Consider the following 13,734-nt stretch of genomic DNA (forward strand, 5'->3'; position numbering starts at 1 on the left):
AGCCGAGTACTGCTTCTCTCGGCTCCCTGACTGTGTGACGTTTATGGGGTGCTGGTGGCGCTCGGCGCGCTGAAGTCCTTGAGGGTCACCGTCACGTCGCGGGTCTGGCCGCCGCGTTTCACGGTCAGTTTCACCTGGTCGCCGAACTGCTTGCCGAGAATGGCGCTGCGCAGTTCGTCGCCCTCGGTGATGGGTTGCCCGTCGATGGCGGTAATCACGTCCCCGTCGCTGCTGACGGCATTGCCCCGGCCCTGTGCGCTGCCCTGTGGATTGCCCTGGGCACCCTGCGGCGTAGCACTGTTGGCGGTGATGGCGTTGTTCGTGCCGCCCCGCAGGCCAGCGGCGGCGGCGGGACTGTTCGGGGAGACCACCTGAATGAGGGCGCCCGTGTCCGGCAGGTTCTGCTGGCGCTTCTGAGCACTGTCCAGCAGGCTCAGGTCCGTGAATTGAATGCCCAGCAGCGGTGTCCTGAGTTCCTGGCCCTTGCCGGCCTGGAGTTGCGGCAGGAGTCTCTTGACGGTGTTGATCGGAATGGCGAACCCCACCCCAGCGCTTTGGCCGATGCCGCCGGTGGCGATCTGGGTGTTCACGCCGATCACCTCGCCGGCGCTGTTCAGCAGCGGGCCGCCGGAGTTGCCGGGGTTGATGGCGGCGTCCGTCTGAATGACCGACTGCTCAATTTCCCGCGACCCCACCGCTGCCCGGCGTTCCAGGCTGGAGATGATGCCCTCGGACACGCTGAAGTCCAGGTCGAAGGGTGCCCCCATGGCGATGGCCTTGAGACCCACGTCCAGGTTGTCGCTGTTTCCCAGCGGCATGGGCAGAATCTTATCGGCGGGCAGCCCTTCGGCACGGATGAGCGCCAGGTCGAAGTCGGGGGCGCGGGCGATCACCCTGGCCCTGTAGGTCTGTTTACTGCCGTGCAAGCGGATGGTGATGGTGTCGGCGCCGTCGACGACATGGTTGTTGGTGATGATGTCGCCGTTCTTGCTGACGAAAAAGCCGCTGCCGGTGCCTTTGGCGTCCGGCACGCTGCCACTGCCCTGCGGCAGACCGAACTGCTGCCCGAACTGATCCTGAAGCCGCTGACGCAACTGCGCCTCGGGGCTGTTCTTGCTGCTTTCCGTGACGCTGATGTATACCAGGCCGTTTTGCCGTTCTTTGACGACATTCACGGTGTTCGCCTCGGACTCGGTGCGGGCCTTTCCGTTGTCGAAAGTGGTGGAGGCTGCCGCCGTGGTGGGCGTGGTCGCGGCCACGACAGGAACGGAATTCTGAACAGTGTTCTGGGCGGCGCTGCGTTCGTTCAGGCTGTAGCCCACGAACCCGCCCAGGGCCAGCGCCCCCGTGAGGGCCAGAGCAGAGAGGTTCTTCTTCATGCAAGGCAGCATCGCGCATCACCGTTACACGACGGTTAAAAACAGCAGGTCAGGGATTAATCGCAGAACGGGCCAGCCAAGAAGGCCTTGACAGACCTTTACACCCGCTGAGCCACAAACGCCATCAGGCGGCGCGGCGGGGTGAAGGGCGTGCGCTGCCAGTCGCCATACACGTCCTGCACCCGGAACCCGGCCTGCCCAAGAGACGCCGCGATCTCGTCGAAGGTGCGGAAGCGCAGGGTGCTGTGAACGTCGAGGTGCTCCCCGGTGGCCTGAAAGATGTTTCGCCCCCGAATGTGAACACGTCCGCCTGAAACATCGAGCACTTCCAGCCACGTTTCCAGCGGGCCGGAGGCAGTCGGCGTGACCTCGCGTGTCTTTTCAGGCGTCCAGTCCTCCCATTCGTGGGCCAGGGGGTTCCGCGACTCGAAGGCCACCCACCCGCCGGGACGCAGGGCCGCGTGCAGGTGGCGCAGGGTCGCCAGCCAGGCGCCATCTTCCAGAAAAACCTGCGCGACATTGCCGGTCATAACAGCCAGGTCGGCCTGCCAGTCCCCCAGACCGCCCGCGTCGGCGTTCAGCCAGACGACGCGCTCCGCACCCGGCTGTTTTTGCGCGTAGGCCAGCATTTCGGGGGCCGGGTCGACGCCCCACACCTGATGTCCGGCGGCGGCCAGCCGGCGAGCCAGGAAGCCGGTGCCGCAGCCCAGGTCGATGATCTGCCGGGCGTTCAGATCGGCGGCCAGCGCCGCGTAATACGCCAGGTCGTCACGCTCGCCGTTGTCGGTGTCGTACTGCGCGACAAGGCGCGGGTCGACATAGTGTAAGTCCAGGTGGGGCAGGTCAAGGTGGGGCAGGTTTCGTTCGGGCACCCGCCCATGCTGCCTGCCGGGGGCCACCGGAGGCGTCCGCCAGATAGCGTATACGCTTAGAATGCGCCTGATATGCCCGCCGCCTTCCCCCTGCTCGCCGTCGATATCGGCAACACCAGCACCGTGCTGGGCCTGGCCGACGACAGCCTGAACCTGACGCACACCTGGCGAATCCGCACCAACCGGGACGTGTTGCCGGACGACCTGGCGCTCCAGCTTCACGGGCTGTTCACGCTGGCAGGTGCGGCGGTGCCCCGCGCGGCCGTCCTGAGCAGCGTGGCCCCGCCGGTCGGCGAGAATTACGCTCTGGCCCTCAAGCGGCACTTCATGATCGATGCCTTCAGCGTGGCGGCCGAGAACCTGCCGGACGTGAGGGTGGAACTGGACACGCCCGGCGTGGTCGGCGCCGACCGGCTGTGCAACCTGTTCGGCGCAGAGAAATACATGACCCACCACGAGTACGCGGTGGTGGTGGATTTCGGCACGTCCACCAACTTCGACGTGATTGGGCGCGGCCGCCGATTCCTGGGGGGCGTACTGGCAACGGGCGCCCAGGTGAGTGCCGACGCCCTGTTTTCGCGCGCCGCGAAACTGCCGCGCATCACCCTGGCCGCCCCCGAAACCGCCATCGGCAAGAATACCGTTCACGCCCTGCAATCGGGGCTGGTGTTCGGCTACGCCGAAATGGTGGACGGCCTGCTGCGCCGCATTCAGAGTGAACTGCCGGGCGAGGCCGTCACCATCGCCACGGGCGGTTTCTCGCGCACTGTTCAGGGCATCTGCCAGGAAATCGATTACTACGACGAAACCCTGACCCTGCGCGGGCTGGTCGAGTTGTGGGCCAGCCGCTGAGCGGCATTGAGTTTTAAGTCCTGAACGTGGACGGGGCAGACACCACAAGCGTGACCCGCAGACGGCAATGTTTCGACCCCGCACTTCTCAGACAGACTAGGCTTGACAAATCAGAACCTTAGGCAGACTATGTAGACAGACATAGCTATGGAGGGGCGGCAACTTCGCGGGACGCCGCGTGGCCTAAGCCCAGACTGGAGGACGCATGAACCCGGACCTGCTGCGCGGAAACCTTGAACTGATCGTGCTGTCCATCCTTCAGCAGCGCCCCCTGTACGGCTTCGCCATCATTCAGGAAGCCAGAAGCCGCACGGACGGGTACTTCGACTTCAAGGAAGGCAGCCTGTACCCCGCCCTGCACCGGATGGAACAGGAGGGACTGCTGGCCGCCCAGTACGGCGAAAGCGGGCGCAACGGCAAACCGCGCAAATACTACGCCGTGACCGACAAGGGCCGGCAAATGCTGGAGGCCAGACGGCAGGAATTCAGCACCTTTACGGCGGCCGTGATGCGTCTCAGCGGAGTGTAGACCGTGACCACCCTGATGGGCACGCCCGCCCCGCTGGAAGCGTACCTGCGCCGCGCCACGGTGGGCCTGCCCCCAGAGCGCCGCGAGGAAGTCTGGAACGAACTGGAAGAACACGTCCTTTGCCGCGCTGAACAGCTGGAATTTGAAGGCCACTCTCCCGAACAAGCCCTGAAACTGGCCCTGCGCGAACTGGGGCCACCCCTGCGCGTCAGTGCCGCCATGAACGGAGTTCACAACATGCCCAAATTGATTGCTTTTGCTACGTTGACCACCCTTGCCCTCAGCGCCGGGTTGTACGCGTTCGCGGGAGGGGGCGGCAAAATCATGACCTTACCCGTGATTACCCAGGGGCCGGCGCAGAAGTGCATTGAGGCAGCAAGGAAAGATCAGCCGCAGTTGCCCGTCGTTTCACGCGACCAGCACTTCATCTGTTACCAGCCCGGCGACGCCCGCCACGACGGCGCATATCTCAGCATGACTACAGCCAAACGGGCCATTGAGGCACTGGGAGGGACATTATCAGTGCACTCAGATGGACGCTACAGGTTGGAAGGCCCCAACGGTTGGACAAGTTTCGCTCCCGTTTTCCGTGAGGCGAACGATTACTACGTGCCTGCGGCCAATTTCCTTGGAACGCTGCTTCGCACCCAATCCATCCACAGCGAAAAACAGATCATTCTGCGCCACTACCGAAACCCTGAACTGTCCTTTGGCGGATTAACGCTGAAGCTCAGTCAACCTGTGAACGAACCCATCGGGCAGCACATCTATAGCAGCGTGGGCGACCTCCTCATGTCACAATTGGTCTACGCGGATGCAGACGAGGGTTTTCAGTACGAAGCGTATTACAACACCGCCGGTGACGTGCCCCACACCATCAGCACAGGGCTGAAGCCGGATGAAGCGGTGTTCGTCCTGGCACGCCTCGGAGACAATACATTCAAAGTCGTTACCCGACCTGTTGGGCCAAACGGGAAAGTGAGTTTCTTCTACCTACCTGGAGAGTTGCGTTTCGTGACCAGCGCAAAGGAGTTGACTCCGCCCCAGGCAGGACAGCCCACGCCCGTCATGCTGGTTCGGCTGACAAACGTGCCCTTGAACAACCTTCGGACTGGCATTTTCCTCCCCAAATAACTTCTTCTGCTTCTCCAGGCGGCTCTCTCGCGGGAGTCGCTTTTCTGTTGCCGCCTTTCGTTTATTCTTGTTCGGTTTACGGCCCCGGAATCCATCCGTCCGGCCAGGGAGGAACAGAACTTGAAAGCGCACGTGATTACTTATGGTTGCCAGATGAACGAGTACGACACGCATCTGGTGGAATCGCAACTGGTTTCGTTCGGCGCCGACATGGTGGACAGCGTGGACGAGGCCGATTTCGTGCTGATCAACACCTGCGCCGTGCGTGGCAAGCCGGTGGAGAAGGTGCGCACGGTGCTGGGTCAGCTCCGTAAGCAGAAGGCGCAGCGCCCACTCGTGGTGGGCATGATGGGCTGCCTCGCGCAACTGGAAGAAGGCCAGCAGATGGCCCGCAAGTTCGAGGTGGACGTGCTGCTGGGGCCGGGCAGTCTGCTGGACATCGGCCAGGCACTGGAGGCCAACGAGCGTTTCTGGGGGTTGCAGTTCAAGGACGAGTTGCACGAGCACATCCCGCCGCCGCCGCAGGGGCGGTTGCAGGCGCACCTGACGATCATGCGCGGGTGCGATCACCACTGCACGTACTGCATCGTGCCGACCACGCGCGGCCCGCAGGTGAGCCGCTCGCCCGACGACATTCTGCGTGAACTGGACATGCAACTCGCGGCGGGCGTGCAGGAAGTCACGCTGCTGGGCCAGAACGTGAATGCTTACGGCGTGGATCAGGGCGCGAAGCTGGCCGGGTATCCGTCGTTTGCCGAATTGCTGCGCATGGTGGGGCGCAGCGGCGTGAAGCGCGTCAAGTTCACGACTTCGCACCCCATGAACTTCACCGAGGACGTGGCCGCCGCCATCGGCCAGACGCCCGCCATCTGCGAATTCGTGCACTTGCCGGTGCAAAGTGGCTCCGACCGCGTGCTGCGGCGCATGGCCCGCGAGTACAACCGCGAGAAGTACCTGACGCACATCGCGCAGATCAAGCGGCACATCCCGGACGTGGTGCTGTTCACGGACATCATCGTCGGCTTCCCCGGCGAAACCGAGGAGGACTTCCAGGAGACGCTCTCGCTGTACGACGAGGTGGGGTACGACAGCGCGTACATGTTCATCTACTCGCCGCGCCCCGGCACGCCCAGTTACAAGCATTTCCAGGACTTGCCGCGTGAGCTGAAGACCGAGCGTTTACAGCGCCTCGTGGCGAAACAGAAGGACTGGTCCATGCGCAAGAACGCCGGGAAAGTCGGCACGGTGCAGGAAGTCCTGTTCCGGGGGGACGCCTACACCGAGGGCTTCCTGGAAGGCCATACGCGCGGCAGTCACGCGATTGTCGCCCCGAAAGCCGTGGGCGCAGACAGCGCAGGCATTTACCAGGTGAGGGTGGAGCACGCCACGCCGCACAACCTCAGCGGGCGCATCCTGGGGCCGGACGGAGAACCCCTCGCCGAGTTGCCGCGCTACACGCCCGAAGCGGCGGCTGTTATGGGCGCATTACCGATGGCGTAAGGGCTTCCAGAAGAAACCCCTCAGTCGCCTGACGGCGACAGCTCCCATCAAAAGGGAGCCGAGAACAGCGTTCCACCTGGCTCCCCTCCCAGGGGAGCTGTCAGCGAAGCTGACTGAGGGGTCAACCGCAGGCCTGCCAACTTCAGCACGTCGCTATTACTGAACGGCTTTTTTCACCAGTTCCACAATTTTCTTTTTGACTTCTGGCGTGAGTTCCGCGCGGGCGTAAGCGGTGGGCCAGAGTTGTCCGTCGTCGAGTTTCGCGGTATCGCTGAAGCCGAGGGTGGCGTAGCGGGTTTTGAATTTGCTGGCGCTCTGGACGAAGCAGACGACCTTGCCGTTCAGGGCATAGGCGGGCATCCCGTACCACGTTTTCGGCGTGAGGCTGGGCGCGGCGTTCTTGATGATGGTGTGCAGTTTCTCCGCCATGTCCCGCTCTGGCTGGGGCAATTCAGCAATTTTGGCGAGGACTTCGGCTTCCGGGTCGGTTTTGCTGCCACGCGGGCGCTTGGTTTCGGCGGCGCGTTCTTTCATGGCAGCCTGTTCTTCGGAGGTGAATCCGGTGTTGGCTTTCTGCGCTGGCATGGTTTCTCCTGTGGTTGGAATGATGCCCTGTACGTGCAAGTGGAGCTTCAGCTCTTCATTTTCATAAGTTAATTACGAAATCGGGCTGGCGGAGTACGCTTTCAGGCTGCTAGAATGTTCCGTTTCAGGACGTAGGGCATCCTCAGTCTTACGCACCAGCCATAACTCCCGCCCACAAGGAGCGACTATTTTGCAAGGCGATCTGACTGTACGCGGCGCACGCGAACACAACCTGAAGGACATCGACGTTTCGTTCCCTCGTGACAAATTCGTAGTCATTACGGGCGTGTCCGGCAGCGGCAAAAGCACGCTGGCCTTCGACACCATTTACGCCGAGGGGCAAAGGCGCTACGTGGAGAGCCTGTCCGCTTACGCCCGGCAATTCCTGGGCCTGATGGAGAAACCGGACGTGGACAGCATCACCGGCCTGTCCCCGGCGATTTCCATCGACCAGAAGACGACCAGCCACAACCCCCGCAGCACGGTGGGCACGGTCACGGAAATTCACGATTACCTGCGCCTGCTGTATGCCCGCGTGGGGACACCTTACTGCCCGATCTGCGGGCGCAAAATCGAGAAACAGAGTCCCAGCGAGATTACCGGGCGGCTGCTGTCGGAGTTTGCCGACAAACGCGCCATTCTGCTGGCCCCGATGGTGCGCGGGCGCAAGGGCGAGTACCGCAAACTGTTTGCCGACCTGCGCCGCGAGGGTTTCTCGCGCGTGCGGGTGGACGGCACGCTGTACGAACTGGACGAGGCCGAGAAGCTGAAGCTGGAGAAGTTCGAGAAGCATGACGTGGACGTGGTGATCGACCGCCTGACCCTGCGCGAAACGGATCGGGGGCGCATTGCCGAGAGCGTGGAACTGGGCCTGCGCCGGGGCGAAGGGCTGCTGCGCGTCCTGATGCCCGACGGCGGCCCGGACGGTGAGGCGCACGAGGAACTGTACTCCGAGAAGTTCGCCTGCCCGGAGCACGGGAGCGTGCTGGAGGAACTGGAGCCGCGCAGTTTCAGTTTCAACAACCCTTACGGCGCGTGCGGCGACTGCGCCGGGATCGGGTACAAGCAGGAATTCAGCCCGGATCGCGTGATCGACGAGAAACTGAGCATCGCCGAGGGCGCGATCCTGCCCTGGACGAAGAAGGGCACCGACGCCGGCATCTACTACTGGGACAAGCTCAAGGCGCTGGCCGAGCACCTGGATTTCGACCTGAAAACCCCCTGGAAGGACTTGCCCGCGAAGGCCCAGAAGGCGGTGCTGCACGGCCCTGGCGAACCGTTTCAGGTGATTTACAGGCGCGGCGGCAAGGAAACCATGCGCTTCATGACCGAGTTCGAGGGGGTGATTCCCAACCTGGAGCGGCGTTACGCGGACACCGAGTCGGAATTCATGCGCGAGAAGATGGAGGAACTGATGGACCTGCGTCCCTGCCCGACGTGCGGCGGGACGCGCTACAAGCCGGAGATTCTGGCGGTGCGGGTGGGCGGCCTGAACATCTCGCAGGCGAGCGGCATGAGCGTGCTGGAAGCCGACCAGTTCTTCCATGAGTTGCAGGACGCTACCCTGAACCACGCGGCCATCGAGCCGTTCCTGAAGGGTCACACGGGCGGCAGCGCGAAAGCGCACGGCCCCTTGCACTACGAGTACAAGCTGAATGACTTCGGCACGGCGGTGGCGGCCCCGATTCTGAAAGCCATTCGCACCCGCCTGCGCTTCCTGGTGGACGTGGGCCTGGATTACCTGAGCCTCGACCGGACGGCCAACACCCTCTCGGGCGGCGAGGCGCAGCGCATCCGCCTGGCGACCCAGGTAGGCAGCGGCCTGACCGGGGTGCTGTACGTGCTGGACGAACCCAGCATTGGCCTGCACCCCAAAGACAACGGGCGCCTGATCGGCACCCTGAAGAACCTGCGCGACCTGGGCAACACCCTGCTGGTGGTGGAGCACGACGAGGACACCATGCTGGAAGCCGATTACCTGATCGACATGGGGCCGGGCGCGGGCGTTCACGGTGGGGAAGTCGTGACGCACGGCACCCCGCAGGAAGTCAAGAACGCCAAGAACAGCCTGACCGGCAAGTACCTGCGCGGCGAACTGAAAATCGAGGTTCCCACCGAGCGGCGGCGCGGCAATGGCAAGACGCTGGACGTGTACGGTGCCCGCCAGAACAACCTGCAAAACGTGGACGCCAGCATTCCCCTGGGAACCATGACCGTCGTCACCGGGCCGTCTGGCAGTGGGAAATCCACCCTGATTCACGACATTCTGCACGCCACCCTGGCCCGCGAACTGAACGGCGCGAAAACCACACAGGGGCTGTACGACCGCATCGAGGGCATGGAGCACCTGGACAAGGTCATCGAGATCGACCAGTCGCCCATCGGACGCACGCCCCGGTCAAACCCCGCCACGTACACGGGCGTGTTCACCGAAATCCGCGACCTGTTCACTAAAACACCCGAATCGAGGCGGCGCGGTTACCTGGCCGGACGCTTTTCCTTCAACGTGAAGGGCGGGCGCTGCGAACACTGCAAGGGCGACGGCGTCATGAAGATCGAGATGAACTTCCTGCCCGACATCTACGTCCCGTGCGAGGTCTGCAAGGGCGCACGCTACAACCGCGAGACGCTGGAAGTGAAGTACAACGGCAAGACCATCGCGGACGTGCTGGACATGACCGTGGAGGACGCCAACACCTTCTTCGAGGCCATCCCGCCCATTCAGCGCAAGATGCAACTGCTGCTGGAAGTGGGCCTGGGCTACATGCGCATCGGGCAGCCCAGCACCACCCTGTCCGGCGGCGAGGCCCAGCGCATCAAGCTCGCCACCGAACTCAGCAAACGCGCCACCGGTAAGACCATCTACATTCTCGACGAACCCACCACCGGCCTGCACTTCGAGGACGTGCGCAAGCTGATGGACGTGCTGCAAAAACTTGCCGACGGCGGCAACACGCTGGTCATCATCGAGCACAACCTGGACGTGATGAAGTGCGCCGACCACATCATCGACCTGGGGCCGGAAGGCGGCATTCGCGGCGGCACCATCGTCGCCACCGGCACGCCCGAGGAACTCGCCGCACACCCCACCAGTTACACCGGGGAGTACCTACGCAAAGTGCCGGGGATTGAAGCCAGCGCCACGCCCAAGGCAGCGAAAGCCCCCGCCAAAAAGACCACCAGCAGGAAGAAAAAAGAAGTCGTCGGCGTTTAGGGCCTGGAAGGCGCCACCAGCGGGGAGAATTTCGGTACATCCGCGAAACGGTTCGTGCCGAAGTTCTCCCCCGTCGTTTCATCGAAAAAACGCAGCAGTGTTTGACCATTTGGGAGCAGGGTTCTGACGGCCAGACTCCGCCCTTCAATGTCCAGGTGGTACTTCCAGCCCAGGTAGTACTTCCAGAGGGTTCTGCCTGCCCTGTCGCGCACAATGAGCAAGCTGTGGCCCACGCCGTCTGGGCTGACGTAAGCGGCGAGAATGACAGTCTTGCGGTTAAACTGCTGCGTCTCCTGCACTTCATAGGGCGCAGGAACGCTCAGTGTAGACGCCAGAGCCAGCGTGGTCAGAATGGGCATACCTGAACTGTAAAGAGCGGCACTGACCCGAAGCTCACCGAACGCAGGAACCTGGAAACAAGCAGTGACAAACCCATTGCCCGGACTTCTGGCCCCGCTGACCCTGAGCCTTCCTGCCCGTGCGTGCTAAAACACTGTCAGCATGAGCGCCGCTTCCCCACCTGTTCCACCCTCCCGTCCGGCCCACAACTACTCGGGCTTGTGGACGTTCCTGCGCCTGCTGGGCGGCTGGTTGACCGTGGCCGCGCTGGCCTACCTGCTGTGGATGCCTGGCGAGGACTTCGGCTGGACGAAAATGATGTTCGTCTGGATTCTGCTCACGCTGGTGGCCGACGAATTCGCCGGGTGGTTCGGGTACATGGGCCTGGCGCTGGGGGTGCTGCCTTTCCTGTACGCGGGCACGCCGGAGCAGTGGTTCGTGATCTTTCCGCTGATCGGCGGGGCGCTGTTTGCCCTGTTGATCCTGAAACACGCGGGCGGGCCGTTCGTCCTGCCGTTCGGCGCCGCGCTGTTCGCCGGGGCCATCCTCGGCGCGGCGAAGTTTGGCGTGAAGCTTGATCCGAGCCTGAAACTTCCGCTGAGCCGCAGTTTTCAGGAAGTCGCCATCCTGCCCATGCTGGGGGTGGTGGCGTTCAGTTTCGTGCGTCAACTCATCTCCATGATCGTGCGCGGCAGCCGTCGCCGCCACGAAGCCAGAGCCGCCAGAGCCAGTGCGGCGACCATACAAACCGTGAACACGGCCGCCACGCCGATGCCCAGCCCAGCTCCGAAGCCTGTGACGCCGCCCGTGCCCGCTGAAACGACGCTGACGGAAACATCGACCTTCTCCGCCCAGCCGGAAGTCCGGGTGGAAGGCCAGCCGCTCACGACAAAGGCGCCTGAGCCGAACGCCACCATGATCGACCTGGATCTAGATCACCTGGCCGTGGACGACCCGCCCAGAAAAAACTGACCCTGCAGCCCTGACGCCCCGCTGGCCGTGGGGCGTTTTTTCATTCGGTGTTCAGGTCCGCCAGCGTAAACCCAGCAGCAGGCCCGCCAGGAAAGCCCCTGCAAAGGGAAGGTTGGCCGTCAGCATCCGCAGCGCCCACGGCACGCCGCTGTCCTTGCCGCGTTGCAGGATAGGCTCCGTCAGGGACTGCAATTTCAACCAGTCCACGGTGATGATGCCTGTCCACGCCAGAAGCTGCACCGCGATAAACAGCAGGCCCACCACGATCAGCGCGATGCGGCCCACAAACTTCACGGCCACACCAGTCGCAAATCCCAGCAGTGCCCCGACACTCAAGTCCGGGAGCATGTTCTGAATGGAGTGGGCCAGGTCAGCGGTGGCCGCGGGTTCGGGCGTGGTCTGGGGTGCGGTCATAACAACTGGCGGCATTCTAAAGCAGTTCTCCGAATTCCGTTCTTCGTCCTGCTCATCCAAATTCACTCGCGCTGCTCGGCCAAAAAACACGGCGTTCTTTTGGCAAATGCTCCAGACCACACCGGAATCGACGGGCGCCCGCCCGCCTGACGCGCTATGGTGAAAGGTAACGTGGAGATTCCGACGGACAACGCCAGCGGTGCACCCCCCACCGACCTGCTCACCAGGGAGAGGCACGCCAGATTGCTGGCTGGGGACGAGGCCGCCTGGCACGCGTTCGTGACCGAGTACGAGCAGCGCATGTACGGTTACCTGTACCGCCTGGAGGGCAACAGCGAAGACGCCCTGGATTTGACCCAGGAAGTCTTTTACCGCGCCTGGCGCAGCATGAACACCTTCCGCGCCGGGGAACGCGTCCTGCCGTGGCTCTATCAGGTGGCCCGCAACACGCAGATCGAATCTCACCGGCGTAAGCAGCACCAGCGCTTCAGCCTGGAAGAAGCCCGCGAGGAAATAGGGTTCGAGGTCACGAGTTCGGGCCGCTCACCCGGGCAGGCCGCCGAGAGCGAGCAGGCGCAAGACCGCGTGCAACGCGCCCTGATGAAGCTCCCCCAGGAATACCGCGAAGCCGTGGTGCTGCGCTTCGTCGAAGACCTGCCCTACGACGAGATTGCCCGCATTCAGGGGGTGGCCCCCGGAACCGCCAAGAGCCGCGTTTTCAGGGCCAAGGAACAGCTGGCGGAGTTGCTGGCCGACGTGGCCGATGTGCATTGACGTACCTCACATCGGCGTCAAACGCCTGCTGGACGTGAGGTGGCGTTCCATCATGCCGGTATGGTGACGGGTTGGTTTTTCTCGTGCCACAAGGAGCGAACGAATCTTTACCCGTCTTCGATGTTCAGGGAGCGGGCCTTGTCCTCAAGGAAGCGCTCGTGCGCGTTCCAGCGGAGTTCGGTAGCCTCGCTGCCCCGCGTGGCAATTTCGCGGATGTGGGCCAGAGCCACCTGAAATGCCGGGTCGTCCGCTTGACCCTGGCGCTCGCCGTGCAGACACAGCGTTTCGGGCAGGTACTCGGTCAGGGCGGCCCTGGCGTTGTAGTGCCAGCCAGGATCACTGCTCCGCTTGGCACGGCTGAGGTTGCGTTCCAGTTCAAAGGTCAATTCCCGCACGGCTGGCGCGGCGAGCAGCAGCGGCTGGGTTCCCGGGTCAGTGACCGGAGGCAGCTCCGGGGGGAACTGGCGAACCACCGCTGGACGTGATGTCCACACCCGCTGGAGGCCGAACACGAGAGCGACGAGGAGGAAGGAGAGCAGCACAGACAGTTTCAAAATGGCGGCGAGTAAGAGGAGAACAAGCAGAACCGCGACAATCAAACCGTCTGGCAACTTCGGCAGTCTGTTCTGTCGAGGTTGGGAAATCACCCAACTTTCCTTCGTTGGGTCGGGTTTCACCGTGAACGTGCTGGGCAATGAACTCTGTCCGCTGGTGCGCAGCCGGTGACTCAGAGTTTCGGCGGCATGCTGCTGCGCTTCCGGGAGCAACCGGCGCGAGCGCCACAGTTCAGGTGAGGTCATGCGCCCGTGCAACACAGGCAGGAATGCCCAGAGCAGTTCACTGCGGCTGGCGGCGGCGTACTCCGGCCAGGCATGCGGCCTGAACTCCGTTTTGATCAGTTCCGCCAGTTCAGGTTCATAGGCCAGCACCACACGCCACTGACGCCAGGTGGGGTCATGCGCGAACAATTCCTCGATGGAGAAGGCAGTGGTCTGTTCCAGGGTCAGGGGAGCGGTGGGGCGAATCATGCGGCATCCTTATACCAATGGTTCGTGCAGTTTTGAGGTCACAAAGAAAGACCCACCGAAAATGGGGCTGTGAACACACCGCTTCCAATGGGTCTAATGGCTATCCTACAGTACGTTCTCAGCGCGGTCCCGCTGCGCAAGA

General features: G+C 63.0%; 13 protein-coding genes. 7 read left to right on the forward strand and 6 right to left on the reverse strand.

Annotated elements, in window-relative coordinates; translation table 11 throughout:
• Positions 1-41 precede the first annotated feature (41 nt).
• Both E5Z01_RS12220 and E5Z01_RS12225 read right to left on the reverse strand, forming a co-directional pair.
• A complete protein-coding gene (locus E5Z01_RS12220; RefSeq protein WP_135229612.1) occupies positions 42-1,379 on the reverse strand; it encodes a S1C family serine protease in 1,338 nt (445 codons plus the stop codon).
• Positions 1,380-1,477: 98 nt separating this feature from the next.
• Positions 1,478-2,251: a class I SAM-dependent methyltransferase gene (locus tag E5Z01_RS12225; RefSeq protein WP_167757899.1), complete on the reverse strand. Its 774-nt coding sequence runs from the start codon at positions 2,249-2,251 to the stop codon at positions 1,478-1,480.
• A gap of 72 nt (positions 2,252-2,323) precedes the next feature.
• On the opposite strand from E5Z01_RS12225, the gene E5Z01_RS12230 reads away from it, so the two are divergent.
• The 4 genes from E5Z01_RS12230 to miaB all read left to right on the forward strand — a co-directional run bounded on the left by E5Z01_RS12230 (position 2,324) and on the right by miaB (position 6,266).
• Positions 2,324-3,103, forward strand: coding sequence for a type III pantothenate kinase (locus tag E5Z01_RS12230; protein ID WP_135229614.1), 780 nt, complete (start codon positions 2,324-2,326; stop codon positions 3,101-3,103).
• Positions 3,104-3,308: 205 nt separating this feature from the next.
• A complete protein-coding gene (locus tag E5Z01_RS12235) occupies positions 3,309-3,632 on the forward strand; it encodes a PadR family transcriptional regulator (RefSeq protein ID WP_135229615.1) in 324 nt (107 codons plus the stop codon).
• A gap of 3 nt (positions 3,633-3,635) precedes the next feature.
• Positions 3,636-4,766 carry a permease prefix domain 1-containing protein gene (locus E5Z01_RS12240; protein WP_135229616.1) on the forward strand — a complete coding sequence of 377 codons (1,131 nt, stop codon included), beginning with the start codon at positions 3,636-3,638 and terminating at the stop codon, positions 4,764-4,766.
• Between the two features lie 120 nt (positions 4,767-4,886).
• Positions 4,887-6,266 (forward strand): tRNA (N6-isopentenyl adenosine(37)-C2)-methylthiotransferase MiaB, encoded by a 1,380-nt coding sequence (gene miaB / locus E5Z01_RS12245; RefSeq protein ID WP_135229617.1) that lies wholly within the window; start codon positions 4,887-4,889, stop codon positions 6,264-6,266.
• Positions 6,267-6,422: 156 nt separating this feature from the next.
• Here miaB and E5Z01_RS12250 read toward each other — a convergent pair whose 3' ends face one another.
• Positions 6,423-6,851 carry an iron chaperone gene (locus E5Z01_RS12250; RefSeq protein ID WP_135229618.1) on the reverse strand — a complete coding sequence of 143 codons (429 nt, stop codon included), beginning with the start codon at positions 6,849-6,851 and terminating at the stop codon, positions 6,423-6,425.
• A gap of 190 nt (positions 6,852-7,041) precedes the next feature.
• Here E5Z01_RS12250 and uvrA point away from each other — a divergent pair, with 190 nt between their 5' ends.
• Positions 7,042-10,065, forward strand: a complete 3,024-nt coding sequence (gene uvrA / locus E5Z01_RS12255; protein ID WP_135229619.1) for an excinuclease ABC subunit UvrA — start codon at positions 7,042-7,044, stop codon at positions 10,063-10,065.
• Here the strand turns inward: uvrA and E5Z01_RS12260 are convergent.
• A complete protein-coding gene (locus E5Z01_RS12260) occupies positions 10,062-10,424 on the reverse strand; it encodes a hypothetical protein (RefSeq protein WP_135229620.1) in 363 nt (120 codons plus the stop codon). The two genes, uvrA and E5Z01_RS12260, sit on opposite strands and share 4 nt — an antisense overlap.
• A 142-nt stretch (positions 10,425-10,566) precedes the next feature.
• Between E5Z01_RS12260 and E5Z01_RS12265 the strand changes: the two genes are divergently transcribed.
• Positions 10,567-11,376, forward strand: a complete 810-nt coding sequence (locus E5Z01_RS12265; protein WP_135229621.1) for a hypothetical protein — start codon at positions 10,567-10,569, stop codon at positions 11,374-11,376.
• 51 nt (positions 11,377-11,427) lie between these two features.
• Here E5Z01_RS12265 and E5Z01_RS12270 read toward each other — a convergent pair whose 3' ends face one another.
• On the reverse strand, positions 11,428-11,790 hold the full coding sequence (locus E5Z01_RS12270; RefSeq protein ID WP_119765948.1) for an FUN14 domain-containing protein: 363 nt from the start codon (positions 11,788-11,790) through the stop codon (positions 11,428-11,430).
• 156 nt (positions 11,791-11,946) lie between these two features.
• On the opposite strand from E5Z01_RS12270, the gene E5Z01_RS12275 reads away from it, so the two are divergent.
• The gene (locus E5Z01_RS12275) at positions 11,947-12,564 is read left to right on the forward strand and encodes an RNA polymerase sigma factor (RefSeq protein ID WP_135229622.1); all 618 of its coding nucleotides are present in this window, start codon (positions 11,947-11,949) and stop codon (positions 12,562-12,564) included.
• 107 nt (positions 12,565-12,671) lie between these two features.
• On the opposite strand, the gene E5Z01_RS12280 is transcribed toward E5Z01_RS12275, so the two are convergent.
• Positions 12,672-13,592, reverse strand: a complete 921-nt coding sequence (locus tag E5Z01_RS12280; RefSeq protein ID WP_135229623.1) for a hypothetical protein — start codon at positions 13,590-13,592, stop codon at positions 12,672-12,674.
• Positions 13,593-13,734 lie beyond the last annotated feature (142 nt).

Origin of the sequence: Deinococcus fonticola (assembly GCF_004634215.1) — a bacterium.
Classification (GTDB): domain Bacteria; phylum Deinococcota; class Deinococci; order Deinococcales; family Deinococcaceae; genus Deinococcus; species Deinococcus fonticola.